Genomic DNA, 26129 nt, shown 5'->3' with positions numbered 1-26129 from the left:
GACCGCAAGACCGGACAAGGCCTGCATCAAGAAAATCTGACCTTCCCGCCGTAAGCAGCGGATGGACCGGACCAAACCGCATGCTAAAGTTCGATCGACTGAAATTCTTGACGATGGCCGGGACTCCACGGAATTCGTCAACCGGAATGCACTCGCCAACCACAAGAACTGGGGAAGGGTTTAGACCCATGAGCAAGAACTATCGCATTCTCGATCTCATCCGGCGCAACCGCACGCCGCTCGAAAACCACCTCATCGACGGCCTCATCGACGGCCGCGTCAGCCGCCGCGATTTCGTACGCCACGGCAGCCTGCTCGGCCTGTCGCTGCCGCTGCTCGGCCGCATCGGCATGGCCGCGGGCTTCGGCGCGGCGCCCTCGCTTGCCCGCGCCCAGGGCGCGCCAGGCGCCACTATCCGCATCGGCAGCAGCGTGCCAGCCGCGGCGATCGACCCTGTCACCATCGCGGACGCCGGCGGCCTTCTCGTCATGCAGCAAGTTGCCGAATTCCTCTGCGTCGACGGCCCGGACCTGGTGCTGAAGCCGGCGCTGGCCGAAAGCTGGAAGCCGAACGCCGACGGCACGGTGTGGACCTTCACGCTGCGCAAGGGCGTGAAATTCCACTCCGGCGGCGAGATGAAGGCCGAGGACGTGGTGGCCAGCATCGACCGGCTTGCCGATCCGGCCAATTCGTCCAACGCGCTGTCGGTGTTCACCGGCATCCTGCAGAAGGGCAATACCAAGAAGGTCGACGACTATACGGTCGAATTCCACCTCGACGCGGCGAACGGCAACTTCCCCTACATGGTGTCATCCGACAACTACAACGCCGTCATCATCCCGGCGAGCTACAAGGGCGACTACGAGAAGAGCTTCGACGGCACCGGGCCGTTCAAGCTGGAGAAGTACACGCCCAAGGTCGGCGCCTCCTTCGTGCGCAACGAGGACTATTGGGGCGAGAAGGCGCTGCCGGAGCGCACCGAGTTCACCTTCTTCACCGACATCCAACCGCAGATCCTGGCGCTGCAGGGCGGCCAGATCGACATCATCAACCAGATGCCGGTGCTGGCGGGCGTCGCCGTGCTCAACGATCCAAACGTCAGCGTCATCAGCCTGAAATCGTCCGCGCATCAGCAGTTGCATATGCACTGCGACGAGGGCCCGACGAAGGACGCTCGCGTGCGCCGCGCCATCGCGCTCTGCCTCGACCGCGAGAAACTTGCCGCCGGCCTAATGAAGGGACGTTCGGCGCTCGGCAATGACAGCCCGTTCGCCGCCGTCTACCCTTCGACCGATACCAGCGTGCCGCAGCGCAAGCAGGATATCGCCCAGGCCAAGCAGCTGATGGAAGCGGCCGGCGTCGGCCAGGGCTTCAAGATGACGCTGACCACGGAGCGCTATCTGGAAATCCCCGAATACGCGCAGCTCGTCCAGAACTGGGTCAAGGAAATCGGCATCGAACTCGAGCTCAACATCCTCGACCAGGGCGCCTATTACGGCGATGCCGTGTTTGGCAAGTCGAACTGGCTGGATTCGGCGATGGGCATCACCGACTACGGCCACCGCGGCGTGCCGAATGTGTATCTCGCGGCACCCTTGAAGAGCGACGGCACCTGGAATGCCGCCCACTTCAAGAACAAGGACTACGACCAACTGGCGACCAGCTATATCGCGGCTCTCGACCTCGAGGCGCAAAAGGCTGACGCCGGCAAGATCCAGAAGCTGCTGCTGGAGGAGACGCCGGTCATCTTCGGCTATTTCTACGACTATCTGACGGCGACGGCGAAAGGCGTAGCGGGCGTGCAGCCCACCGCCATGTCGCAGCTGTTCCTCGAGAAGGCCTCGAAGGCCTGACGCGAGCGAACAAGCTTATCCCTGACGGCCGGCCCTCCACGGAGAGCCGGCCCCAATAGGAGTATTCGCCATCCTCGCTTTCCTCGTCCGGCGCCTCGCTCTGTCGCTCGTCACGCTGTTCCTGCTCAGCGTCATGGTGTTCCTCGGCGGCCAGGTGCTGCCCGGCAATGTCGGGCGCGCCATATTGGGACCGTTCGCCGACCAGCGCGCCGTCGACGCGCTCAACCATTCGCTCGGCGTCGACCGACCGCTGCTCGTCCAATACGGAACCTGGATCTGGAATTTTCTCCACGGCGACATGGGCACATCCTATATTTTCCGCGCCCCGGTCGCGCCCTTCGTCGTCGAGGCGCTCGGCCATTCGATGAAGCTGGCGCTCGTCGCCTTCGTGCTGGTGGTGCCGATCGGCATCCTCGGCGGCGTCATCGCCGCGCTCAACCTCAACCGGCCGCTCGACCGCATCATCAGTCTCGGCGGTCTGTCGGTGACGGTGCTGCCGGAATTCGTCACCGGCATCATCCTGATCCTGATCTTCGGGGTGTGGCTGCGCTGGCTGCCGATCGCGGCCGCCTGGCCGAAAGGCGCCGGCTTCTTCACGCAGCTCTATTATCTCATCCTGCCGTCGCTGCCGCTGTTTCTGGTGCTGTTCGGCTACATCGCCCGCATGGCGCGGTCCGGCATGATCGAGGCGCTCGATTCCGACTATACGCGCACCGCTGTGCTCAAAGGCCTGCCATGGCGCACGGTGATCTGGCGGCATGTGCTGCGCAACGCGCTGTTGCCGACCATCACCGTCATCGCCACGCAGACCGGCTATCTGATCGGCGGCCTAGTCGTGATCGAGACGCTGTTCCGTTACCAGGGCATCGGCTCGCTGATCTTCACCGCCGCGCGCGGCAAGGATTTCCCGATGCTGGAGGCCGGCATCCTCACCATCGGCATCGTCTATGCGGTGGCTACGCTCGTCGCAGACTTCCTCTATTCGGTGCTCAATCCGCGCATCCGGCTGGGGGCAGAGCAATGAGCGCGACAGATACTCCCGCGAACCTACCAGCGCCGGACGCCGGATCGCGGCGCGGTCCCTGGGGCGAGGTGCTGCACTCGCTCTTGCGGTCGGGCACATTCCTCACCGGGGTCAGCATCGTCTTGTTCTGGGTCATCTGCGCGCTGTTCGGCGAGCATTTCGTACCCTACGACCCACTCGCCGACGACATCATCAACGCGCTTGCGCCACCGTCGGCCGAACACTGGTTCGGCACCGACCAGATCGGCCGCGATGTCTTCTCGCGCGTTATCGTCGGCTCGCGCGACATCCTGACGGTGGCACCGCTGGCGACATTGCTTGCGACCGTCGCCGGCACAGCGCTGGGGCTGCTCATCGGTTATTTCCGGGGTATCGTCGACGACATCGTCAGCCGCGTGCTGGAAGCCTTCATGGCGATCCCGGTGGTCATCATCGCGCTGCTCGCCATCGTCGCGCTCGGCACCTCCAAGATCACCGTCATCGTCGTCATCGGCCTGAGCTTCGCGCCGATCATAGCCCGCACCGTGCGCTCGGCGGTGCTTGCCGAGCGCGAGCTCGACTATGTCGCGGCGGCAAAGCTGCGCCACGAGGGCGCGCCGCACACGATGTTCGTCGAGATCCTGCCCAACGTCATCCCGCCGATCCTGGTCGAGACGACGGTGCGGCTCGGCTATGCGATTTTCGCCGTCGCAACGCTCTCCTTCATGGGCTTCGGCATCCAGCCACCCTCCCCCGACTGGGGCCTCTCGATCTCCAGCAATTACGGCATGATCGGCGGCGGCTTCTGGTGGACGGTGCTGTTCGACGCTTTGGCCATCGCCTCGCTGGTGATCGGCGTCAACCTGGTGGCGGACGGCGTCCACGGAGCGTTCAATGACTGAGAAGAACGCGCTCGAACTCAACGACCTTTCGGTCGCCTATCGCGTCGGCGGCCGCAACCGGGCGGTGCTGCGCAATGTCAGCCTCAGTATCGGCCGCGGCGAGGCCTACGGGCTGGTCGGCGAATCCGGCTGCGGCAAATCCACCGCGGCGCTGTCGGTGGTGCGCTACCTACCGCGCAACGGCTCGATCACCGGCGGCTCGATCGCACTCGACGGCCAGGACGTCATGAAGCTCGACGCCGAGGCGCTGCGGCGGGCGCGGGCGGAAAGCGTGTCGATGGTCTATCAGGATCCCGGCAAGGCGCTGAATCCTTCGCTGCGCATCGGCCGGCAACTGACCGAAATCTTCGAGCTTGGCGGTATCTCCGGACAGGCGGCGAGCGACAAGGCAATCGCCATGCTGAACCGGGTGCGGATTTCCGATCCGGCCAGCGTCATGCAGCGCTATCCGCACCAGTTGTCCGGCGGCATGCAGCAGCGCGTGGCAATCGCCATGGCCTTGGCCAACGATCCGTCGATGCTGATCCTCGACGAGCCGACGACCGGCCTCGACGCGACGGTGGAGGCCGAAGTGCTCGACCTAATCGCGCAATTGCGGCGCGAGCTGTCGGCCTCGATCCTGTTCATCAGCCACAATCTCGCCGTCGTCTCCAACATGTGCGACCGGGTCGGCGTGCTCTATGCCGGCATGCTGGTCGAGGAAGGCTCGACCAAGGACGTCTTCAACGATCCGCGCCACCCTTACACGGTGGCGCTGCTGCGCTGCCTGCCGCGCGGCGGCCAGCGCAAGGACCAGGGGCGGCTCGACACCATCCCCGGTTTCCTGCCCGGCATCGGCGCCAATATCGTCGGCTGCGCGTTTGCCGACCGCTGCGCGCTGGCGACGGAGCGCTGCCGCAGCGAGCCGCCGCCGCTCTATGAGCTGGGTGACGGCCGGCTGTCGCGCTGCCACTACCACGACAAGGCGCAGTCGCTGCCGCGCGCGACACCCGCCGAGATTCCCGCTGCTGCACCCAAGCAGGCGCCGCCGGTGCTGCAGGTCGAAGGGCTGAACAAGACCTATGCCAGCCACGGCCGTCCGCTGAGGGCGGTGAAAGATGTTTCGGTCAGCCTGAGGCCCGGCGAGACACTGGGCCTGGTCGGCGAATCCGGCAGCGGCAAGACCACTTTCGCCAGGCTCTTGCTCGGCCTCGTGCCGCCGGACGAAGGCGGCAGCATCGAGCTCGAGGGCGAGCAGCTGGCGCCGCGGCTTGCAAGCCGCTCCGAAGACCAGGTCAAGGCGGTGCAGATCGTCTTCCAGAACCCGGACTCGGCGCTCAACCGCTCGCATTCGATCCGGCATATCCTCAGCCGCGCCTTGAAGCGGCTAGGCGGGCTCACCGGCAAGACACTGGACACACGGCTGGAAGAACTCGTCCGCTCGGTGCGGCTCACCGACCGGCATCTCGCCGTCAAGCCGCGCCAGCTTTCGGGTGGGCTGAAGCAGCGCGTGGCGATCGCGCGCGCTTTCGCCGGCGATCCGCGCATCGTCGTCTGCGACGAGCCGACCTCGGCGCTCGACGTCTCGGTGCAGGCGGCGATCCTCAACCTTTTAGCCGACCTGCAGTCGAAGCAGGACGTCAGCTACATCTTCATCTCGCACGACCTCGGCGTGGTGCGCTATCTGTCCGACAAGATCGCCGTGCTCTATCTCGGCCGCATCATGGAATTCGGACCGTCGGAAGCGGTTTTTTCCGGCCCGCATCACCCCTACACCGAGGCGCTTCTGTCGGCCGTGCCGAAACTCGACCGGGCCGAAAACTCGCGCATCCGCCTCGACGGCGAAATCCCAAGCGCGGCCAATCCGCCGAAGGGCTGCGTCTTCCACACGCGCTGCCCGCGCAAGATCGGCGCGATCTGCGAGACGCAGGAGCCGGATCTGGCCGAGGCCGAGCCCGGTCACACGATCCGCTGCCATATTCCCTTTGAGGAACTGGCCAGGCTGCAGAAGCCGAAGGCCCTGGAGCCGGCGTGATCAAAATCAAGACGCCGCCGCGCCTAAAGCGCGTCGCGATCTTTCAGATTTCGCTCCATTTCGGGAGACATGCCTTGCATGCTGAAGGCGCGGTCGCTCTCCGCGAAGGCTTGGTCGTTCGACAGGTTCCTGGCCAGCGTACGGAGGCCCGTCAAGGCAATGTCGAGAGCATCGGAAGAGGCCGGGTTCTCCGGATAGGCGAGGTAGATCGGGCGCTGGAACACCGGCGTGTCCTCGACGCGCCGCAACTCGCCGCGCTCGATATGGGTGCTCACGGCACTCAGCGGCAAATAGGCGGCTGCCCGTTGCGACAGCACGTGCTGCAGGCCGATGAACACCAGTCCGGCGGAGATCGCCGGCTTCACCATGCCGGCAAAGACGCGGTCGTGCTCGACGCGGAACTCCAGCCCCCAGTCCATGAGGATGTAATTCTGCGTCCACGGCCCGACCTGCGCCGTGTGCTGTACGAGGACCACCTGATCGACGGCCAAGGTCTCATAGACGATGCCGGGATGCGGCTTGGGCAGATAGAGGATGCAGATGTCGAGCAGGCCTTCGGCCATCTGGTCGATCGCCAGATCCGGAAAGCTGCCTTCCAGCCGCAGCGCCACGTTCGGCCGCTTCGCCCGCATCCAGTCGATCCAAGGCGAGGTGATGCTGTCCCAGAGATAGGCGGGCGCGGTCAATCTCAGCAGCGTCTCGTAGCCATCGGGAACGGCGATGTCCTGGCGCGACTGCTCCCAGGTCCGGGTGATCGTCGAAGCGTGCGGCAGGAATTGCCGGCCGGCCGGCGTCAGCGTGACACCATCGCTGTCGCGGACGAATAGCTTGCGGCCCAATTGTTCTTCCAGGCCGCGAATGCGCGCGCTGACGGTGGACTGGGCAAGGTTCAGCCGATGGGCGGCAATCGTGAAGCTGCCATGCGCCGCCACCTCCAGGAAACTGCGCAGATTCTCCGTATCCATGGCTTTCGCTTTCGGCTCGGCGGCAATCGAAGATTCCGATGACCCTCATCAAAAAATATCGCTTTTCGGTCGTGGTCAACAGTGAACTAGATGGCGAAGCCCCCCACGCCAGCCAAGGAATGCAGCCATGCCGAAGCATTTCAGGACGATCGACGCCGCTCGCAGAAATCTCAGCGCAATCGAAAATTCCGCTATCGACGAATTGCTGGCCGGCAGGATCGGCAGGCGCGAGTTCCTGCGCCATGGCAGCGTGCTCGGCCTGTCGCTGCCCTTCCTCGGCGGCATCGCCTCGGCGGTCGGCCTTGGCGCACCGCAGGCGCGCGCCGAAGGCAAGCCGGGCGGAACGGTGCGCGCCGGCGTCGCCGTGCCGGGCGGCGCCATCGATCCGGTGACCTTCTATGACAGCGGCAGCTATCAGCTCGTCTTCCAGACGGCGGAATTCCTGTGCGTGACGCAGCCGGACCTGACGCTGAAGCCAGTGCTGGCGGAAAGCTGGTCGCCCAACGCCGACGGCAGCGTCTGGACCTTCAAGCTGCGCAAGGGTGTGAAATTCCACAATGGCGAGGACTTCAAGGCCGACGACGTCGTGGCGACCTTCGATCGTCTTGCCGACCCGAAGGGCACGTCCAACGCGCTGTCGGTGTTCAAGGGCCTCTTGTCGAAGGGCGGCACGCGCAAGGTCGATGATCACACAGTCGAGTTCCATCTCGACGCGCCGAACGGCAGCTTCCCCTATTCGGTGTCGATCGACAATTACAACGCCGTTATCCTGCCGGCGAGCTACAAGGGCGACTACGAGAAGACTTTTGAAGGCACCGGGCCGTTCCGGCTCGAGAGCTACACGCCGAAGGTCGGCGCGAGCTTCGTGCGCAACCCCGACTACTGGGGCGAGAAGGCGCTGCCCGACCGGCTCGAATTCAAGTTCTACGCCGACGTGCAGCCGCGTATCCTGGCGCTGCAGGCAGGCGAGGTGGACGTGCTCGACGCCATCCCGCTCGACGTCAGCCAGGTGGTGCTCGGCAATCCGGACATCACGGTGCTGCGCGTCGCGTCTACCGCGCATCGCCAGCTCCACATGCGCTGCGACATGGCGCCCTTCACCGACAAGCGGGTGCGCCAGGCGCTGGCACTGAGCATCGACCGCTCCAAGCTGGTCGACGGGCTCTGCCGCGGCATGGCGGCGGCCGGCAACGACAGCCCGTTCGCGCCGGCCTTCCCCGCCACCGACAAGTCGGTTGCGCAACGCACGCAGGACGTCGCCAAGGCCAAGCAGCTGATGGAAGCGGCGGGCCTGGGAAGCGGCTTCGACATGACGCTGACCACGTTGCACTATTCCGACATTCCCGGCTACGCGCAGCTCTTCCAGAACTTCGCCAAGGAGGTTGGCGCGCGCATCTCGCTCAACATCGAGGACCAGGACAAATATTACGGCAAGGCGGTGTTCGGCCAGTCGGACTGGCTCGACAGCCCGCTCGGCATCACCGACTACGCGCATCGCAGCGTGCCGAACGTGTTCCTGAAAAGCCCGCTGGTCAGCGACGGCCCGTGGAACGCGGCGCATTTCAAGAATGCGGCCTATGACGGGCTGGTTACCAGCTATCTGAAGGCGCTCGACCTCGATGCGCAGCGCAAGGCGGCGTCCGACATCCAAAAACTGCTGCTCGACGAGACGCCGGTGATCTTCAGCTACTTCCCGGATCTCTTGGTGCCGGTGCGCAAGAATGTCAGCGGCCTGCCGCCAATCGCCGCTGGGCTGCTGCTCGATCGCGTATCGGTAGGTTGATCATGGTTGCGCGCAGGAACCTGGCAGCAAACGACGAGAAAAGGACGACTTCCATTCGCAAGCCTCATTTGCGCGGCCGCGGGCCGCATTTCCCGCTGCTCGACACTATCGTGCAGTACGAGTTCGAGCCGGGCTATGTCGCCTTCACCATGCCTTCGCCCAAGCGGCTGCGGGTGCAGGTCGGGCCGATGATCGTCGCCGACACCACCAAGGCGCTGGTGTTTTACGAGAGCGACCACCTGCCGGTTTATTACTTCCCGGTGAGCGACGTGCGCGAGGAGTTCCTGCTGCCGAGCAGGACGACGACGGAAGATCCCTTCAAGGGCGTTGCTACCCACTACTCGCTGAACACCGGCATCACGCTGGTCGAGGACGGCGCCTGGCGCTATCTCGATCCGGTCAAGGGCTGCCCGCCGATCGCGGACTACATCTCCTTCTATTGGCCGAAGATGACGCACTGGTACGAAGAGGACGAGGAGATTTTCGTCCATGCCCGCGATCCGTTCCGGCGTGTCGACTGCCTGCCCTCGTCGCGGCGGGTGCAGGTGATCCTCGACGGCGAGCAGGTCGCGGATTCACGGCGCGGCGTGTTCCTGTTCGAGACCGGCCATCCGGTGCGCCACTATCTGCCGATCTCGGATACGCGGCTCGATATGTTTTCGCCCAGCCGCTACATCTCGCGTTGCCCCTATAAGGGCATCTCCAACTACTACCATGTGACGACGGCGACGAAGCGGCGCGAGAACCTCGTCTGGTATTATCCCGAGCCGGTGCACGAGGCCGAGCGCATCAAGGGCCTGGTATGTTTCCATCACGAGCTGGTCGACAAGATCCTGGTCGACGGGGTGGAGATTCCGAAGGAAGCGACGGCGGCTTCGGATGGGTATTTTTGAGCTCCAACTCGCGACATTGCCCAACGAAGAAAGGCACGGGTGCGAAATAGCAGCGGTAGCGTTCCTTCGCGCCCCCCTCTGTCCGGCAGGACAGAGGGGGGCGCTGTCCCGCCGGCGTCGACGATTCCGCATGCTCCGCGCGCTCGTCCGCCGGTCTAATTCTTGCCGTATCTGCCGAAATGCCGGTTGAAATATTTTTCAAATAGAAATAGGAATGTTCAACCGATGATCGCGGCGCGGCGGCGCGTCAGCAAGTGGAGGAAGCGACATGTCCCATCCGCAATTCGCAGCGGAACTCCTGCAGCGCGCTGAAAAACAGGGACCGATCACCATCGGGCTCGCCGGCGCCGGGCAGATGGGGACGGATATCGTCGTCCAGGTAGCACTTATGCCGGGCATGCGCATCGGCGCCATTTCCGAGGTCCGGCCGCAAGCGGCGATCGACGCGGCACTTCTTGCCGGCCATGACCGCTCCGACATCGTGCAGGCGCCCAATGCGGGGGCAATCGACCGCGCCATCGAGGCCGGCAAGATCGCGGTCACCGAGGACCTGCATGCGCTCGCCGCCGCCGGCCGCATCGACGTCATCATCGACGCCACCGGCAATCCCAACATCGGCACGCTGTTCGCGCTCGAAGTGATGAAGAACGGCAAACACATCGTCATGCTCAATGTCGAGGCAGACATCACCATCGGCCGCTTCCTGAAAGAGGAAGCGCGCAAGGCCGGCGTCGTCTATACAGGTGCGGCCGGCGACGAGCCCGCCTGCACGCTGGAGATCATCGGCTTCGCCAAAAGCCTCGGCTTCACAATAGTCGCCGCCGGCAAAGGCAAGAACAATCCGCTGAATCTCGACGCGGTGCCCGCCGATTACGAGAAGGAGGCGGCCGCACGCAACATGAACGCACGCATGCTGGTCGAGTTCGTCGACGGCTCGAAGACGGCGATCGAGATGGTGGCTATCGCCAACGCCACCGGCCTGGTGCCCGACGTGCCGGGCATGCACGGCCCGACGGCGACGCTCGAGGAGCTCGCCAGCGTGCTCTGCCCGCGCGAGGACGGCGGCGTGCTGCACCGCAAGGGCGTGGTCGACTATTCGATCGGCAAGGGTGTCGCGCCCGGCGTGTTCTGCATCATCGAGACGAAACATCCGCGCGTGCTCGAGCGCATGATCGACCTCAAGGTCGGCAAGGGTCCCTATTTCACGATCTTCCGCCCCTACCATCTGACCAGCCTGGAAGTGCCGCTCTCGGCAGCGCGCGCCGTCGTCTACAAGCGCGCCGACATGGAGCCGCTCGACCATCCGGTGGCCGAAGCGGTGGCGGTCGCCAAGACCAATCTCGGCGCCGGACAGTCGCTCGGCATGATCGGCGAGAACGACTATCGCGGCTTCGCCATGACCTGGGAGGACGCGCGCGCCAGGGGCGCGCTGCCGCTCGGGCTTGCCGAGCGCGCCAAGGTGGTGAAGCCGATCAAGGCCGGCGACTTCCTGACCTATGAAAATAGTGTACCCGACGATTCGATGGTGATAACCCAGATCCGCCGTCGTCTCGACCAGTCGGACGGGCGGTTCGTAACCAACGCGGCCTAAAGCGCGTCGCGCTGAAACGGATCCAGTCGACGCGCTTCAGGTCTTTGTTTTTATGCATGTCGTTTTCGCAAAACCGCTGCACACTTTTGCGCGACATGCATTAACCTTCCGGATCCTCGGCTGATGGACGATGTCGTAATCGGGATCGACGCCTCGACGACGGCCGTGAAGGCGATTGCTTTCACGCGCGACGGCGCGGAGCTGTTCCAGGCGCGCGAGACCTACCCGCTGTCCAATCCGGCGCCCGGCCATTTTGAGCAGGACGCCGAGCACTGGTGGACATCGCTTCTCGCTGCGCTGAAACAGGTCGCCGGCAAAGTCGGCGCGACGCGCGTGAAGGCGATTTCGATCGCCCACCAGCGCGAGAGCTTCACGCTGATCGACGGCGCCGGCAAGCCGCTCATTCCCGCCATCCTGTGGCTCGACGAACGCGCCCGCCGCCAGGTGGCGCGGCTTTCGGCCGAGCTCGGCCGCGAGGCGATCCGCGATTGGAGCGGCAAGCCGCCGGACCCGACGCCGGCGCTTTATGCGCTGGCCTGGCTGATGGAGCACAGGCCGCAGGCGCTCGCGCAGGCTGCAGCGCTGGTCGACGTCCACGCTTTCTTTGTCCACCGGCTCACGGGCCGGCTTGTCACCAGCACGGCCAGCGCCGATCCGCTCGGCCTGCTCGACATCGCGCATTGTACCTGGCATCCGCGACTCGTCGAGGCGGCAGGCCTGCGGCCGGAGCAATTGCCGGAGCTCTCTGCCCCCGGCGCGGTCTGTGGGACGCTTTCGGAAGACATCGCGGCGGCGACGGGCCTGAAGGCCGGCACGCCGGTCGTGGCCGGCGCCGGCGACGGCCAGGCAATGGGCCTCGGCATGGGAGTCTACGGTCCCGGCAAAAGCTATCTGTCGCTGGGCTCGGGCGTCGTCAGCGGCAACTATTCCGGCACGGTCACGACTTCGGATGCGTTCCGCACGCTGGTTTCGCCGACCGGCTCCGGCTTCATGCTGGAAACCGTGCTGCGCTCCGGCATGCAGCTTGTCGACTGGATCGTGCGCACCACCGGTTCGCCTTCGGCCGCCGTGCTGGAAAAGGCGGCGATGACGGTTGCTCCCGGCAGCGACGGCCTGCTCGTCATGCCCTATTGGGCGGGCGTGATGAGCCCCTACTGGGACGGCGCGGCGCGCGGCGCCGTGGTCGGCCTGTCGCTCGACCACGAGCCAAAACATCTCTTCCGCGCCGTGCTGGAAGGCATCGCGCTGGAGCAGGCGATCGCCACCGACGCGATGGAGGAGCAGACCGGCAAGGCCGGCGCGATGATCGCGGCCGGCGGCGGCACCAATTCGACGCTCCTGATGCAGATCATGGCGAGCGTGCTCGAGCGACCGCTCTTCGTCTCGCCGGTCAACGAGGCGGCAGCACTCGGCGCGGCCATGCTGGCGGCCTCGGCAATCGGTTGGTTCGCGTCGCCGGAAGACGCGGCAAAGGCGATGGCGGCACAACCGGCGAGACAAGTCGATCCCGTCGAGACACTGGTTCCGACCTACCGCGCCCGTAAGGCGATATACCGCGACCTCTACCACGCGACACGCGACATCCACACGCGGCTGGGCGCGGCCTGAGCCAAACCGCGATTTGCGTCCGGCCCGGCCGATGCTAGGCTGTCTGACGCGGCGGACGATTGCTCATGACGACAACCCTTCATGCGGCCTGGCTTATCGCGCTGGCGGCGCTGCCCGCGCCGGCGCTTGCCGGCGACAAGCCGGCGTTCGAGCTTGCGCTCGACATCGACCAGGACGGCACGATGGACCGCGCCGTGGTGATGCAGGACGATGGTGGTCCGGCCGACCTCTATTTCTATCTGGGAACGAGGGAGGAAAAGCTCGATCCCTCGCAAAAACCCGACTTCGTCGGGAAGGCGCTGACCGAGGACCGGATCCTCGACCTGGAAGCCAAGGGCAAGGGATCGCTGGCGATCACTTCCTGCTTCGGCTGCGGCGCTACCAAATCGACGGAAGACACGCTGATCATCGTCCATCGCCGCGGGCAATTCCTGGTTGGCGGCTATAGCCGCAACTGGGACTGGAACATCCAGAAGTCCGACGGGACCGTCGAGACGACGGTCGGCGATTGCGACATCAACTACCTCACCGGCAAGGCCACAGCCTCCAGGGACCTGGAGGACGGCAAGCCGGTCAAGGGCAGGTTCAAGCCGGTGCTGCTCAAGGACTGGTCCTACGAGAAGCGCCCCAAAATCTGCAGCTTCTGACCCGGGAATTTCAGCGGCTGAGCAGCCCCTTGGCGGCGTCCTCATCGGTGATCAGCACTGAAACCTTCGTGTTGGCGAGCGCGGCGTGCATGACCGCGATCTTCTCCTGCCCGCCCGAAACCAGGATGGTGGTGGGAATGTCGGAGAGATCCCCTAGCGGATAGGCGCAAACGCGGCGATTGACCTCGTGATCCACCGTGCGGCCCTCGGCGTCGATGAAGTGGCAGAGGATATCGCCGACCGCGCCCGCCGCCTGCAATTCCTCCAGCTCGCTTGGCTTGATGAAGCCGTAATTGGCGATCGGGCTGTCGCTGGAGAAGGAGCCGACGCTGAGCACGGCGATGTTGGCGCGCCGCGCCCGGAAGACGACGTCCTGGACGCTGCGCTGGCTCATGAAGGCATCGCGCTGCTCGGGCCTGTCGGCATAGACCGGCACAGGCAGCAGATAGCATTCGGCGCCGATCTTTTCGGCGAACTCCCAGGCGCTCTCGGTCGGGTTGAGCGGCTGCGCATGGGTGAGGCCGCCGAGCATCGAGACCACCGTGGTCCTGGCGATCGGCCGTCTGGGCAATTCGTTGATGGCAAATTTCAGCGTCCTGCCCCAGCCGAGCGCAATGACGTCGCCGGGATTGACGTTGTCGGCGAGATAGGCGGCGGCGGCGTGGCCGATCAGCAGCGGCGTGTTGCTGCGATCGGCGGCAGACGGCACGACCACGGCCTGGCTGAGGCCGAAGCGCTGCTTCAGGCTTTCCTCCAATTGCACGCATTCGACGACGCTGTCGCGGATACGGAACTGGACCACGCCCTCCTCGCGCGCGGCCGACAGGATGCGATGCACCTTGATGCGGCCGATGCCGAGGATCTCCGAGATCCGCTCCTGCGTCAGGCCTTCGACATAATAGTGCCAGGCAGCGCGGGCCTTGAGCTCGGCATCCGGGAAGCGCGAGGCCTTCTCGTTCTCGATCACCGCCATCCTTATGCCTCCCGCATGTGCTGGGCTTTCCCTATGGCAAACCGTCGGTTCGTGCAAACCGGCCGCCGAAAGCGTCAGCGGCACTTGACAATTTTCTGATGAACGTCTTAGCTGAACAAAATTGCATATCAAAGATAAATTGTTCACGAGGGAGGTGCCTGGTGAACAAGAGCAGCTGGCGGGCCATCGCCGGCTCGCTGACGGAGGAGACGAAGTGGCCGTGAGCAACGAGACGAGCGAGTTGAAGGCTGGCACCGGCGCCGCGCAGGCGGCTCCCGGTGCGAAGCTTTCGGCTCTGTTTGCCGGAACGATGGGACCGCTGATCGGCCTGGCGCTTCTTTGCCTGGCGCTGGCGCTGACCACCGATACCTTCCTGACCTTTCGCAATATCCTGAACGTGCTCGACCAGGTGACCGTGCTCGGCATCATGGCGATCGGCATGACGCTGGTCATCCTGATCGGCGGCATCGACCTTTCGGTCGGCTCGGTGCTGGCGCTGGCCTCGATGGTGATGGGATACGTCGCCTATCCCGACTATCTCAATCTCGGCGTCCCGGTGGGCATCGCTGCGGCGCTCGTCGTCGCCGCCCTCTGCGGCCTGGTCTCGGGCCTGCTGGTGACGGTGACGAAGTTGCCGCCTTTTATCGCGACACTGGCCATGATGTCGGTGGCGCGGGGCCTCGCCAACATGATCACCGACGGCTCGCAGATCGTCGGCTTTCCCGACTGGTTCACGAATCTCTCGATCGCCCGCCATTTCGGCTTCCTGTCGGTCACCGTCGGGCTGATGATCGTGCTGGCGATCGTCTTCGCCATCTTCCTCAACTACCGCGCCACCGGCCGCAGCCTCTACGCGATCGGCGGCAGCGCCGAGGTCGCCCGCCTTTCCGGCATTCCGGTGAAGTCGCTGACCAACTGGGTCTATGCGATCTGCGGCCTGCTTGCCGGGCTCGCCGGCATCGTGCTCGCCGCTCGGCTCGATTCCGTGCAGCCGAGTTCGGGCGTTGGCTACGAGCTCGACACGATCGCGGCGGTGGTGATCGGCGGCGCCAGCCTTTCGGGCGGTATCGGCTCGATCGGCGGCACGGCGATCGGCGTCCTCATCATCGGCGTGCTGCGCAACGGGCTCAACCTGCTCGGCGTCTCGCCCTTCATCCAGCAGGTGGTGATCGGCGTGGTGATCGCGCTGGCGGTCGCCACCGACACCTGGCGTCGCCGCAGGCAATAGGGATTCGCCCGGATGTCCGGGCGAAACGGATCGGTCGATCCGAGACTGGGACTGTCCGGCCGGGGGCGCCGCGATGCGCAGGCGGGACAGATCGAACACCAACGGAGGAAAAACATGCTGACCAAACGTTCACTGCTGCTTGCGGCCGCGGCCATCGTCCCGCTGTTCGGCCTGTCCGACGCCGCTTCGGCCAAGGACGCCAAGAAGCTCGGGCTGGCCGTCGCCAATCTGCAGGCGGATTTCTTCAACCAGATCAAGCAGTCGGTCGAAGCTTACGCCAAGGAGAAGGGCATCGAGGTCATCACCGTCGACGCCAAGGGCGACTCGGCAACGCAGGTCAGCCAGGTGCAGGACCTCGTCACGCAGAACATCGACGCGCTGATCTACATTCCCGCCGGCGCCACCGCCGCGACCGTGCCGACCAAGACCGCGAAGGCCGCCGGCATCCCGGTGGTCAATGTCGACCGCAACGCCGACGGTGCGCCCGGCGACACCTTCATCGCCACCGACAGCGTCAACTCCGCCAAGGGCGTGTGCGACTACATCGCCAAGCAGGCCGGCGGCAAGGGCGAGATGGTCATCATCCATGGCCAGAAGGGCACGACCCCCGAGGTCGACCGCTCCAAGGGCTGCGGCGAAGCGCTGAAGGCCTATCCGGACATCAAGGTGGTCGGTGAGCTCTGGAGCGACCAGTGGCACCAGGACGAAGGCTTCAAGCTGGCGCAGGACCTGCTGCAGGCCCATCCCAATGTCTCGATCATCTTCGGCCAGGCGGACGCGCTGGCGCTGGGCGCAGCACAGGCGGTCAAGGTCGCCAACCCCGACCACAAGATCTGGATCGCCGGCTTCGACGGCGACGTGGCGGCGCTGAAGGCGCTGAAGGACGGCGTGTTCGACGTGACCGCGACGCAGCAGACGCAAGGCATGGGCCGGCTCGCCGTCGACTCGGCGATCAAGATTGTGGCCGGCGACAAGCTGCCTGCCGACCAGTTGCAGGACGCGACGCTGACCACCAAGGACAATGTCGCGCAGTTCATCGAGAAGCATCCTTGAGGGCTGGCTGAGAGCTGAAGAGCGCCACGATGTCCCTTGATCCTCACACTGGCGAGAGCCCGCACAACGGGCTCTTCGTCAACGGCCTCTGCAAAAGCTACGGACCGGTCCAGGTCCTGGCCGATGCGAGCTTCGAAGTGCGGCCGGGCGAGGTCGTGGCGCTGCTCGGCGAGAACGGCGCCGGCAAGTCGACGGTGTCCAACATCATCGCCGGCTCGACCAAGCCCGATGCCGGCACCATCATCTGGCGGGGGAAGCCCTATTTCCCCGCCTATCCAGCGGCGGCCATCGAGGCCGGCGTCGGCATGATCCATCAGGAATTGAAGCTGCTGCCGGACCTGTCGGTGGCGGAGAATGTCTATGTCGGGCGCTTGCCGATGCGCGGCGGCCGCATCGACCGCGCGACCATGAATGCGAAAGCCTCGGCGCAGCTGAAGCGCCTCGGTCTCGACGTTTCGCCCGAGCGCAAGGTACGCACGCTGCGCGTCGCCGCCCAGCAACAGGTCGAGATCGCCAAGGCGCTGACGCTGAACGCCGAGTTGCTGATCCTCGACGAGCCGACTGCGGCCCTTGGCGGCGAGGAGACGGAACTGCTCTTCAAGCAGATACGCAAGCTGAAGGCCGAAGGCATGTCCTTCATCTATATCAGCCACCGCCTGGACGAGATCGCGCAGATCGCTGACCGCGTGGTGGTGATGCGCGACGGCCGCATCGTCGCCCGGCACGAGCGTGCCGACATCCCGGTGCGCACAGTGGTCGAGCAGATGGTCGGGCGCAGCGTCGAGCGCATGTTCCCCAAGCTGTCGCCGCCCGGCGACAACACGGTGCTCGAGGTCGAGAACCTGTCCTCGCCGGAGCGCAGCTTCAACAATGTTTCCTTCTCGGTGAAATCGGGCGAGATCCTCGGCATCGCCGGGCTGATCGGCGCCGGGCGCACTGAGCTGGTGCGGGCAATCGTCGGCGCCGACGCGATCTCTTCCGGCGCGGTGCGCGTCGCGGGCCAGCCGGTGCATCTCAGCGGACCGGCGGCGGCGATCAAGGCCGGCGTCGTTCTGGTGCCGGAAGACCGCAAGGCGCAGGGCGTGGTGCTGGAACAGACGATCGGCGAGAACCTTGCCATCGGCAATTTCGACCATGTTGCGCCGAAGGGCTGGGTTTTTCCCAAGGCCGTGCAGAGATTCGCCGAGGCCGGCATTTCGAGGCTTGGCGTCAAGGGCAAGCCGAACCAGGCCGTCTCAAAGCTTTCCGGTGGCAACCAGCAGAAGGTGATCATCGCCAAATGGGTGTCGCGGCCGCCCAAGGTGTTCATCCTCGACGAGCCGACGCGCGGCATCGATGTCGGCGCCCGCGCGGCCATCTACGACGTCATCGCCGACCTCGCCCGCTCCGGCATGGCCGTGGTGGTGGTGAGCTCGGATCTCGAGGAAGTGCTGGGGCTCTCGCACCGCGTGCTGGTGCTGAGCCGCGGCCGCCAGCGCGGCATCCTCGATCGCGACGAGGCAAGCAATATCGCCGTGATGGAGCTCGCCACGAGCTGAGGCACGGCGGATGGGAACAAAGCGCAGCAGGTGATACCCTCCCAGGCACCGGACCGCGCGGGGCGCCAGCAGGACTGGCGCCCCTTCTTTCAGGGAGAGGGAGTGACATGAAACTGTTCGATCTTCACGGCGACGTGGCGCTGGTGACGGGCGCCGGCAGCGGCATCGGCCAGGCGATCGCCGTCGGCCTCGCGGAGGCCGGGGCCGACGTCGCCTGCTTCGGCCACAGCTCGAAGGGCGGGCTGGAGGAGACGGCCGGCAAGATCGAGGCGCTCGGCCGCAAGGCGCTGGTGCTGACCGGCACGGTGACGTCCGAAAGCGACCTCGCGGCAGCGGTCGAGCGCACCGAAAAAAAACTCGGCGCGCTGACGATCGCCGTCAACAATGCCGGCGTCGCCGGGGCCGAACCCGCCGAAACGCTGCCGATGGAGAAGTGGCAGAAGATCTACGACGTCAATGTCAGCGGCGTGTTCCTGTCCTGCCAGGCCGAGGCGCGCGTCATGCTGCCCCGCCGCAAGGGCTCGATCATCAACATCGCCTCGATGTCCGGCTCGATCGTCAACCGGGGCCTGACGCAGGCGCACTACAATTCGTCGAAGGCAGCGGTCATCCACATGTCGAAGAGCCTCGCCATGGAATGGGCCGACCGCGGCCTGCGCGTCAATGTCGTGAGCCCCGGCTATACGCTGACGCCGATGAACAAGCGGCCGGAAGTCGCCGAGCAGATAAAGATCTTCGAGCGCGACACTCCGATGGGCCGCATGGCGACGCCGGAAGAGATGGTCGGCCCGACCGTGTTCCTGGCGAGCCCAGCCGCAAGTTTCGTCACCGGCATCGACCTCATCGTCGATGGTGGCTTCGTCTGTTGGTAGGGAGAGGAAATGCAGAAGCGTTTTGAAGGAAAGACAGCGGTCGTCACGGGCGCCAGCGGCGGCATCGGCGCGGCCATGGCCAAGCGCTTCGCGACGGAAGGCGCTGCGGTCGTGGTCAGCGCCATCGACCCGCGCGTCGACGACGTCGCGACGAGCCTGAAGGCCGCCGGCGCGAAGGTCGCCTCGATGCGCATGGATGTGACCAAGAAGGACGAGGTCGCAGCGCTCTATGATCTCGCCGAAAAGGAATTCGGCCGCGTCGACATCTCGGTGCAGAACGCCGGCGTCATCACCATCGCCAAGATCGAGGCGATGTTGGAAGCCGAGTGGGACAAGGTGATGGCGGTGAACACCAAGGGCGTGTTCCTGTGCTGCCAGGAAGCGATCGGGCGCATGCGCAAGCATGGCCAAGGCGGCCGGCTGATCAACACCGCGTCCGGCCAGGCGCGGCAGGGCTTCATCTACACGCCGCACTACGCCGCCTCGAAATTTGGCGTCGTCGGCATCACCCAGAGCCTCGCCAAGGAAGTGGCCAAGGAAAAGATCACCGTCAACGCCATCTGCCCCGGCATCATCGACACCGACATGTGGGCCTATAACGACTCTGCCTGGGGCAAGCTGCTCGGCGACTACAAGCCGGGCGAGTTGATGGCGGAATGGGTGAAGAACATCCCCATGGGCCGCGCAGGCAGCGGCGAGGACGTTTCGGGTCTGGTCAGCTTCCTCGCCAGCGACGACGCTGCCTACATCACCGGACAGACGATCAATGTCGATGGCGGCCTGATCATGTCGTAACCGACTGATGCCGTGCATGCTTTCTTATCCGCAACGAACACTGTAGCACTTTGATTTGACGCCAGATCCTATCCGGGCCTTCGGTTCGGTTATGCATCAAGGGAGACGTCAAATGACCAGCCGGCTCGCCAGATGCACGTGCGGCCAACTGCAAATCCTGTGCCCGCAAGAGCCGGCAAAGATATCGCTTTGCCATTGCCTGGACTGTCAGCGGCGGACGGGCGGCCCGTTCGGGATCGCCGCATTCTTCGAGGCCGCGGCGACGGAGATCACCGGATCTTCCCACACCTTCCAACGCGCCTCCGACAGCGGCTTTCCGGTCACGTTCCATTTCTGCGGGACATGCGGCTCGACGGTCTTCTGGTATCCATCGCGACGACCCTCGGCCGTTGCCGTCGCGACCGGCTGCTTCGCCGACCCGGCATTTCCGGCACCCACACAATCCGTCTACGAAAAGAGCCGACACGGCTGGGTGGTTGTGCCAGTCTGACGGCGCGACTGCTTGCAGCATCGCTTGGCCTTGCTGCGATGGTTGCGCTCCTGTATCACCACCGAATATGTTCACCTTGAGTGAAATAAATCGGCGGCGACGTGAGGGGCGACGACATGGCGAAGAAGACTTCTGGCATCAAGCCCGCGGGCGCGACCACCGCGGGCAAGGCGCAGCCGAAGGGGATCTCGGCCAATGGGCGCACGATCCGAACGCCGCTGACGCAGGACCCGCATGCCATCCGCGACACGCGCGAGAAGGTGCTGGAGGTGGCGATCGGCCATGAGGTGCGCGCCTTCCGCAAGAAGCTCGGCATCACGGTCGCCGACCTCGCGGCCGCCACGGACATTTCGCTGGGCATGCTGTCCAAGATCGAAAACGGCATCACCTCGCCTTCGCTGACCACGCTGCAGGCGCTGTCGCGGGCGCTCGGCGTGCCTGTCACCGCCTTCTTCCGCCGCTTTGAGGAGGAGCGCAGCGCCGTCTTCGTCAAGGCCGGCGAAGGCGTCGATGTCGAGCGCCGCGGCACGCGCGCCGGCCACCAGTACAATCTGCTCGGCCATATCGGCGCGAACACCAGCGGCGTTGTCGTCGAGCCTTATCTGATCACTCTGACCGAGGACTCGGACGTGTTCCCGACCTTCCAGCACGCCGGGATGGAGTTCCTCTACATGCTCGAGGGCGAGGTCGTTTACCGGCATGGCAGCAATCTCTATCCGATGAAGCCGGGCGACAGCCTGTTCTTCGACGCCGATGCGCCGCATGGACCGGAAGAGCTGACGCAGCTGCCAATGCGCTATCTCTCGATCATCTGCTATCCGCAAAACAGCAGCACAAGCTGATCAGCTCGCAAGCCAGGCAACTGGTCGTTCAATCCTGCATTCGCCGAGAGTCCGGCCTCGCGATGCCTTTCCATTGGCATTTTTTTCGCCAGCTCGCGCCGGTGCTGCCCCGCGGTAATTTTCCCGCAGGCAAATAGTTTTATCCACAGGCAAACGTCGTGCCGCGAACCAAACGGTTTGCCGGTCGTAAAACCGGCTTGACAATTTCGCGGTTCGGGCAGAACTTATGAAAAAAATTTCACTCTGTTGAAAGAGTGGACGCCCGGCCGCTTCGGGGCCGGACGTCGAGAAAAGGGGAAAAACCGATGTCCGACCTCAAGCAGCGCATCGAAGCGCTGTACCGTTCCGACGTGCGCGGATCCGTGCTCCTGATCGCCTGCCTGTGGGCGACGATCCTCTTCGTCCTGCTGATGACCTGGGCTTACATCCCCCATGGCGGGATCAAGGTCGTGGTGGTTATCGCAGCTGCCGCGGTGCTGGTCTTCAACACCGCCGCCATCCTGGCGATGCTCAACCACTACAAGGAAGACAAGGACTTCATCTACGGCCTCGACATCAAGAACGCCGACGCGTTCCGCAACCGCCAGTCCTGAAGGGAGAAACCATGTCCCGCTACATCCCGCCGGAGCAGAACAAGGCCGGTCAGGTCTTCGACATCGCCGTCGTCGTGGTCGCCATCTTCGTGGCGCTGTGGCTGCCGCTGAAACTCGGCCTCGCCGGCGCGGCAAAGTCGATCGACGCGCTCGACGCCAATACCTGGGAAGCGCTCGGCCAGAACGCCACCATGGCCTCGATCTGGGAAAAGCTCGGCTACACGCCGGAGACCGCCCACGACATCATCCAGAACCGTTTCCACTACATCATCGACTGGCCGACGCTGATCATCATGGCGGTCGTGCTGATCGCCTATTTCGTCTTCCTGTTCCGCGCCTCCGATCGCGAATATCGCGAGGTGATCAATGAGAAGTTCGAAGACAAATAATCCGGGAACAAGATCATGTGGATGGGACTCTCATATGTTTGCTGGGGCATCTCGATCCTGCTCGCGCTGTGGATGCTCTACGACTGGTTCAAGGTCGATACGACCTATTCCGAGGGGGTGCTGACCTCCTCGCGCGAAGGCGAGCTTGAAGCCGTCTCCGAAAAGCACCGGATTTGAGTGGAGCCTCAACAATGACAGTCGCGGTTGAAACGAGAGAAACGGCAATCCACGGCGACAGGGTCTCGCTGCTCAGGGTGCTCGGCCCCGCCCATGTCTGGGCGCTCGGCGTCGGTATCGTGCTCGTCGGCGAGTTCACCGGCTGGAACTTCGCCGCCGACAAGGGCGGCGCGCTGGCGGCGCTGATCGTCTGCTGGATCGTCGGCCTGCTCTACACATCGGTCGCCATGATCGATTCCGAAGTGACATCGACCGTCGCCGCCGCCGGCGGGCAATATGCGCAGGCCAAGCACATCGTCGGGCCGTTGATGGCCTTCAACGTCGCGCTGTTCCTGGTCTTCGCCTACACGATGCTCGAAGTCTCCGACGCGATCCTGCTCGGCGACACGATCGTCGCCAAGGCGGGTGTCGAAGGGCTCACCCACAATTCCTTCATCGCCGCGACCATCGTGGTGCTGGCCTGGCTCAACTATCGCGGCGTGCTGATGACGCTCAACGTCAACTTCATCATCACCGCGGTCGCCTATGTCTCGATCGTCATCCTGTTCTTCTCGGTGAGCCCGTGGACGCAGGGCGCGGTGCTGAAGCTCAATGAATTGGTCACGCCGGGCAACGCGCTGCCCTATGGCTGGATCGGCGTCATCGCCGCTTTCCAGTTCGGCATCTGGTATTATCTCGGCATCGAAGGCACCACGCAGGCGGCCGAGGAAGTGCGCTCGCCGGCACGCTCCCTGCCCTACGGCACCATGGCCGGCATGATCACTCTTCTGATCGCCGCGGCCATGACCTGGTATGTCTGCGCCTCGCTGATGCCTTGGGAGTATCTCGGCATCACCTATTATCCGCTGTGGGACGCCGGCAAGCTGACCGGCAGCCCGCTGCTCGAGAACCTGCTCTTCATCGCGACGCTGCTTGCGGCGCTGGCCTCGGCCAACGGCTGCATCAACGACGCGGCGCGCGCCTGGTTCTCGCTCGGCCGCGACCGCTATCTGCCGAGCTGGTTCTCGGCCGTGCATCCGAAATACCGCACGCCTTATCGCTCGATCCTGTTCCTGCTGCCGATCGCGCTGGCCTTCGCCTTCATCGCCGACCTCAACCAGGCGATCACCTTCTCGATCCTGTCGGGTGTGCTGCAATACACCTTCATGAGCATCAACATCATGATGTTCCGCAAGAAGTGGCCGCTGGGCTCGATCCGCCGCGGCTACACGCATCCCTTCCATCCGCTGCCGGCGATCGTTCTGTTCTGCCTGTGCGTGGTGACCTTCTTCGCCATCTTCCTCGGCTTCGGCTCGCAGCTGATCGCGATGGTCGCCTTCTACTTCCTGATCTCGCTGTGGTTCCACTTCTACCGTTACAAGTTCGTGCGCCGCGGCGACCAGTTCACCATGCCGTGGCCGAAGCCGCAGGGCTATTGAACAGAAAAAACCCGCCGCCCCGGCGGCGGGTTTTGGCGTGTCGAGATGTCTGAGTTGATGTCAGCTTTATTTGCCGGGGCGATTGCACTTGCCGTCGTCCTCCATCTCGCCTGGCTTGCGCGCTCCAGCCGCGACAGGGCAAGAGCCTCGCTCGCCGCCGACGCGGCCAGCATCCGCGCGGTCATCCCAGACGCCACCGATGTCTCCGACGGCACGGCTGGCGTCGCCACCTGGGCCGGGTCGTGGAACGGCGAGCGCGTTCAGGTGCGCACCATCGTCGACACGCTCGTGACCAGGAAGCTGCCGACGCGCTGGCTGAGCGTGACGATAACCGAGCCGGTTGCGGTGCCGGGCACCTTCGACATGATGATGCGGCCGGGCTCGCCCACGACCTTCTCGAATTTCGACCATCTCGAGCACCTGTTGCCGAAAGCGTCGGCATTCCCCGACCAGGCGGTGCTGCGGACAAACCGCAAGGGCGCGACCTTCCCGCAGGACGTGATCGCCGCGCATGCCGGGATCTTTGCCGAAGGCCGCGCCAAGGAATTGCTGATCACGCCGAAGGGTGTACGCATCGTCTGGCTGCTGGCCCAAGCCGACCGGGCGCGCTACGGCGTGTTCCGGCAGGCCGCGTTCGGCGAGGCAAGGCTCGATCCGGCGTTGATCGAAGATCTGCTTACCGCCGCTTCCTCGCTTCGCCACGCGATCAACCAGCGCGAAAGACAGGCCGCATGACCGATTCAACCAGCCCCGCCCCGCCCTCGAATCCTTATCTGGTGCTGGCCTCCGCGATCGCCCTGCCGGGCAGCGGGCATGTCATGCTCGGCCTGCCGGCGCGCGGGCTGCAGTTCCTGTTCTTCATGGTGATCCTCGGCTGGGTGACGACCAAGGTGACGCCTCCGGACGCCAGCTTCATCGGCCGTCACGCCGGCGGTTTCCTAATCTATGCGCTGTCGATTCTCGACGCCTATAGAATAGCGCGCATCCGCCATTCGGTATGGGCTCACAGCACCCGTCCCGATAGCGACGGCGCCGCTGGCGGCGCAAAGGCCGACATATAATCATAGGAAAATTTTTTTCATACCATTGAATTCGCCGATTTCATTCGGTACATCATCTGGAGCCATAAACGTCGGAGGCTGACATGTGCGGAATCGTCGGACTTTTCCTCAAGGACAAGGCGCTGGAGCCGAAGCTCGGCGCGATGCTGTCGGAGATGCTGGTCTCGCTCAGCGACCGCGGCCCGGACAGCGCCGGCATCGCCATCTATGGCGCGACGGCCGGCAATGAAGCCAAGATCACCATCCAGTCGGCAAGGCCCGAGCGCGATTTCCGCGGCCTCGACGCCGAGCTCGCCAAGGCGATCGGCGCGCCGGTGAGCGTCGCGGTCAAGTCGACGCATGCGGTGATCAGGACGACGCCCGAGAAGGTCGACGCCGCGCGTGAGGCGTTGCAGTCACTGCGGCCCGATGTGCGCATCATGGGCGCCGGCGAAGCGGTCGAGATCTACAAGGAAGTCGGCCTGCCGGAAGCCGTCGTCGATCGCTTCGACGTGCGCTCGATGACCGGCACGCATGGCATCGGCCACACCCGCATGGCGACGGAGTCGGCGGTCACCACGCTGGGCGCGCATCCCTTCTCGACCGGCCCGGACCAGTGTCTGGTGCACAATGGCTCGCTGTCAAACCACAACAATGTCCGCCGCGAGCTGATCCGCGAAGGTATGGCCTTCGAGACCGAAAACGACACCGAGGTAGCGGCCGCCTATCTCTCCAACAGGATGGCGCATGGCAAGAACCTCGGCGAGGCGCTGGAAGGCACGCTCTCCGACCTCGACGGCTTCTTCACCTTCGTCGTCGGCACCAAGAACGGCTTCGGCGTGGTGCGCGACCCGATCGCCTGCAAGCCCGCCGTGATGGCCGAGACCGACCAGTATGTCGCCTTCGGCTCGGAATATCGCGCACTCACCAAGTTGCCCGGCATCGACAATGCGAGGGTCTGGGAACCGGAGCCCGCAACCGTCTATTTCTGGGAGCATTGAGTTCATGCCTGCAACACCCATGCCGAAGGCGCAGCGCGAGCAAGGCCATGCGAGGGTCTTCGACCTCGGCCAGCAGTCGCTGCGTGAGCTGAACCAGGCGCTGCACAGTCTCGCCCCCGGCTCGAACGAGACCGCCTGGGAAGTGCTCAACCCGAAAGGCAGCCATTCGGTCGCCGTCGGCGTCGACCAGCCGGTCAGCATCGATGTGCGCGGCAGCGTCGGCTATTACTGCGCCGGCATGAATGACGGCGCCGCGATCACCGTGCATGGCTCTGCCGGACCAGGCGTCGGCGAGAACATGATGTCCGGCTCGATCGTGGTCAAAGGCGACGCCAGCCAATATGCCGGCGCCACCGGCCGCGGTGGCCTTTTGGTCATCGAGGGCAATGCCTCGTCGCGCTGCGGCATCTCGATGAAGGGCATCGACATCGTCGTGCGCGGCAATATCGGCCATATGTCGG

General features: G+C 64.6%; 25 protein-coding genes and 1 pseudogene. 24 read left to right on the top strand and 2 right to left on the bottom strand.

Annotated elements, in window-relative coordinates; all coding sequences use genetic code 11:
• Positions 1 to 188 precede the first annotated feature (188 nt).
• From RFM40_RS22765 to RFM40_RS22750, 4 genes are all read left to right on the top strand, one after another.
• Positions 189 to 1853, top strand: a complete 1665-nt coding sequence (locus RFM40_RS22765; RefSeq protein ID WP_320224238.1) for an ABC transporter substrate-binding protein — start codon at positions 189 to 191, stop codon at positions 1851 to 1853.
• 70 nt (positions 1854 to 1923) lie between these two features.
• Entirely contained in the window at positions 1924 to 2877 is a 954-nt protein-coding gene (locus RFM40_RS22760) for an ABC transporter permease (RefSeq protein WP_320224444.1), read from the top strand.
• Entirely contained in the window at positions 2874 to 3758 is an 885-nt protein-coding gene (locus RFM40_RS22755) for an ABC transporter permease (protein ID WP_320224239.1), read from the top strand. Before RFM40_RS22760 ends, RFM40_RS22755 begins: the two co-directional genes overlap by 4 nt.
• Positions 3751 to 5772 (top strand): ABC transporter ATP-binding protein, encoded by a 2022-nt coding sequence (locus RFM40_RS22750; RefSeq protein ID WP_320224240.1) that lies wholly within the window; start codon positions 3751 to 3753, stop codon positions 5770 to 5772. Before RFM40_RS22755 ends, RFM40_RS22750 begins: the two co-directional genes overlap by 8 nt.
• A 23-nt stretch (positions 5773 to 5795) precedes the next feature.
• Here RFM40_RS22750 and RFM40_RS22745 read toward each other — a convergent pair whose 3' ends face one another.
• Complete coding sequence (locus tag RFM40_RS22745) at positions 5796 to 6737, bottom strand: LysR family transcriptional regulator (RefSeq protein WP_320224241.1); 942 nt, start codon at positions 6735 to 6737, stop codon at positions 5796 to 5798.
• Positions 6738 to 6864: 127 nt separating this feature from the next.
• Here RFM40_RS22745 and RFM40_RS22740 point away from each other — a divergent pair, with 127 nt between their 5' ends.
• The 5 genes from RFM40_RS22740 to RFM40_RS22720 all read left to right on the top strand — a co-directional run bounded on the left by RFM40_RS22740 (position 6865) and on the right by RFM40_RS22720 (position 13259).
• Complete coding sequence (locus RFM40_RS22740) at positions 6865 to 8520, top strand: ABC transporter substrate-binding protein (protein WP_320224242.1); 1656 nt, start codon at positions 6865 to 6867, stop codon at positions 8518 to 8520.
• A 2-nt stretch (positions 8521 to 8522) separates the two neighbouring features.
• Positions 8523 to 9413 (top strand): DUF427 domain-containing protein, encoded by an 891-nt coding sequence (locus RFM40_RS22735; RefSeq protein ID WP_320224243.1) that lies wholly within the window; start codon positions 8523 to 8525, stop codon positions 9411 to 9413.
• Between the two features lie 268 nt (positions 9414 to 9681).
• A complete protein-coding gene (locus tag RFM40_RS22730; RefSeq protein WP_320224244.1) occupies positions 9682 to 11004 on the top strand; it encodes an NAD(P)H-dependent oxidoreductase in 1323 nt (440 codons plus the stop codon).
• A 123-nt stretch (positions 11005 to 11127) separates the two neighbouring features.
• Positions 11128 to 12612: a xylulokinase gene (locus RFM40_RS22725; protein WP_320224245.1), complete on the top strand. Its 1485-nt coding sequence runs from the start codon at positions 11128 to 11130 to the stop codon at positions 12610 to 12612.
• Positions 12613 to 12677: 65 nt separating this feature from the next.
• Positions 12678 to 13259, top strand: a complete 582-nt coding sequence (locus RFM40_RS22720) for a hypothetical protein (protein ID WP_320224246.1) — start codon at positions 12678 to 12680, stop codon at positions 13257 to 13259.
• A 10-nt stretch (positions 13260 to 13269) separates the two neighbouring features.
• Here RFM40_RS22720 and RFM40_RS22715 read toward each other — a convergent pair whose 3' ends face one another.
• Positions 13270 to 14232, bottom strand: a complete 963-nt coding sequence (locus tag RFM40_RS22715) for a sugar-binding transcriptional regulator (RefSeq protein ID WP_320224247.1) — start codon at positions 14230 to 14232, stop codon at positions 13270 to 13272.
• Between the two features lie 241 nt (positions 14233 to 14473).
• Between RFM40_RS22715 and RFM40_RS22710 the strand changes: the two genes are divergently transcribed.
• The 15 genes and pseudogenes from RFM40_RS22710 to RFM40_RS22640 form a co-directional block, all read left to right on the top strand.
• Positions 14474 to 15460 carry an ABC transporter permease gene (locus RFM40_RS22710; protein WP_430691723.1) on the top strand — a complete coding sequence of 329 codons (987 nt, stop codon included), beginning with the start codon at positions 14474 to 14476 and terminating at the stop codon, positions 15458 to 15460.
• 114 nt (positions 15461 to 15574) lie between these two features.
• Positions 15575 to 16513: a sugar ABC transporter substrate-binding protein gene (locus RFM40_RS22705; protein ID WP_320224249.1), complete on the top strand. Its 939-nt coding sequence runs from the start codon at positions 15575 to 15577 to the stop codon at positions 16511 to 16513.
• 29 nt (positions 16514 to 16542) lie between these two features.
• Positions 16543 to 18051, top strand: a complete 1509-nt coding sequence (locus RFM40_RS22700; RefSeq protein ID WP_320224250.1) for a sugar ABC transporter ATP-binding protein — start codon at positions 16543 to 16545, stop codon at positions 18049 to 18051.
• 107 nt (positions 18052 to 18158) lie between these two features.
• Positions 18159 to 18923 carry an SDR family oxidoreductase gene (locus RFM40_RS22695; RefSeq protein WP_320278266.1) on the top strand — a complete coding sequence of 255 codons (765 nt, stop codon included), beginning with the start codon at positions 18159 to 18161 and terminating at the stop codon, positions 18921 to 18923.
• Positions 18924 to 18932: 9 nt separating this feature from the next.
• Complete coding sequence (locus tag RFM40_RS22690; protein ID WP_320224252.1) at positions 18933 to 19718, top strand: SDR family oxidoreductase; 786 nt, start codon at positions 18933 to 18935, stop codon at positions 19716 to 19718.
• A gap of 112 nt (positions 19719 to 19830) precedes the next feature.
• Positions 19831 to 20208, top strand: a complete 378-nt coding sequence (locus RFM40_RS22685) for a GFA family protein (RefSeq protein WP_320224253.1) — start codon at positions 19831 to 19833, stop codon at positions 20206 to 20208.
• 116 nt (positions 20209 to 20324) lie between these two features.
• Entirely contained in the window at positions 20325 to 21050 is a 726-nt protein-coding gene (locus tag RFM40_RS22680; protein ID WP_320224254.1) for a helix-turn-helix domain-containing protein, read from the top strand.
• A gap of 305 nt (positions 21051 to 21355) precedes the next feature.
• Positions 21356 to 21643: a hypothetical protein gene (locus tag RFM40_RS22675; protein ID WP_320224255.1), complete on the top strand. Its 288-nt coding sequence runs from the start codon at positions 21356 to 21358 to the stop codon at positions 21641 to 21643.
• Between the two features lie 11 nt (positions 21644 to 21654).
• Complete coding sequence (locus tag RFM40_RS22670; RefSeq protein ID WP_320224256.1) at positions 21655 to 22032, top strand: hypothetical protein; 378 nt, start codon at positions 21655 to 21657, stop codon at positions 22030 to 22032.
• 15 nt (positions 22033 to 22047) lie between these two features.
• Positions 22048 to 22209, top strand: coding sequence for a hypothetical protein (locus RFM40_RS22665; RefSeq protein WP_320224257.1), 162 nt, complete (start codon positions 22048 to 22050; stop codon positions 22207 to 22209).
• Positions 22210 to 22223: 14 nt separating this feature from the next.
• Positions 22224 to 23627 carry an APC family permease gene (locus tag RFM40_RS22660; protein ID WP_320224258.1) on the top strand — a complete coding sequence of 468 codons (1404 nt, stop codon included), beginning with the start codon at positions 22224 to 22226 and terminating at the stop codon, positions 23625 to 23627.
• A 45-nt stretch (positions 23628 to 23672) separates the two neighbouring features.
• Positions 23673 to 24362, top strand: a complete 690-nt coding sequence (locus tag RFM40_RS22655) for a hypothetical protein (protein ID WP_320224259.1) — start codon at positions 23673 to 23675, stop codon at positions 24360 to 24362.
• On the top strand, positions 24359 to 24688 hold the full coding sequence (locus tag RFM40_RS22650) for a hypothetical protein (protein WP_320224260.1): 330 nt from the start codon (positions 24359 to 24361) through the stop codon (positions 24686 to 24688). Before RFM40_RS22655 ends, RFM40_RS22650 begins: the two co-directional genes overlap by 4 nt.
• An 83-nt stretch (positions 24689 to 24771) precedes the next feature.
• On the top strand, positions 24772 to 25668 hold the full coding sequence (locus tag RFM40_RS22645; protein WP_320278265.1) for a class II glutamine amidotransferase: 897 nt from the start codon (positions 24772 to 24774) through the stop codon (positions 25666 to 25668).
• Positions 25669 to 25672: 4 nt separating this feature from the next.
• Positions 25673 to 26129: pseudogene (locus tag RFM40_RS22640) on the top strand (protein GlxC); the annotation flags it as partial.

It is taken from the genome of Mesorhizobium captivum (assembly GCF_033977165.1).
Taxonomy (GTDB): domain Bacteria; phylum Pseudomonadota; class Alphaproteobacteria; order Rhizobiales; family Rhizobiaceae; genus Mesorhizobium; species Mesorhizobium captivum.
Note: the sequence above shows the minus strand (reverse complement) of the source record. Positions and strands in the feature narration are given on the sequence as shown.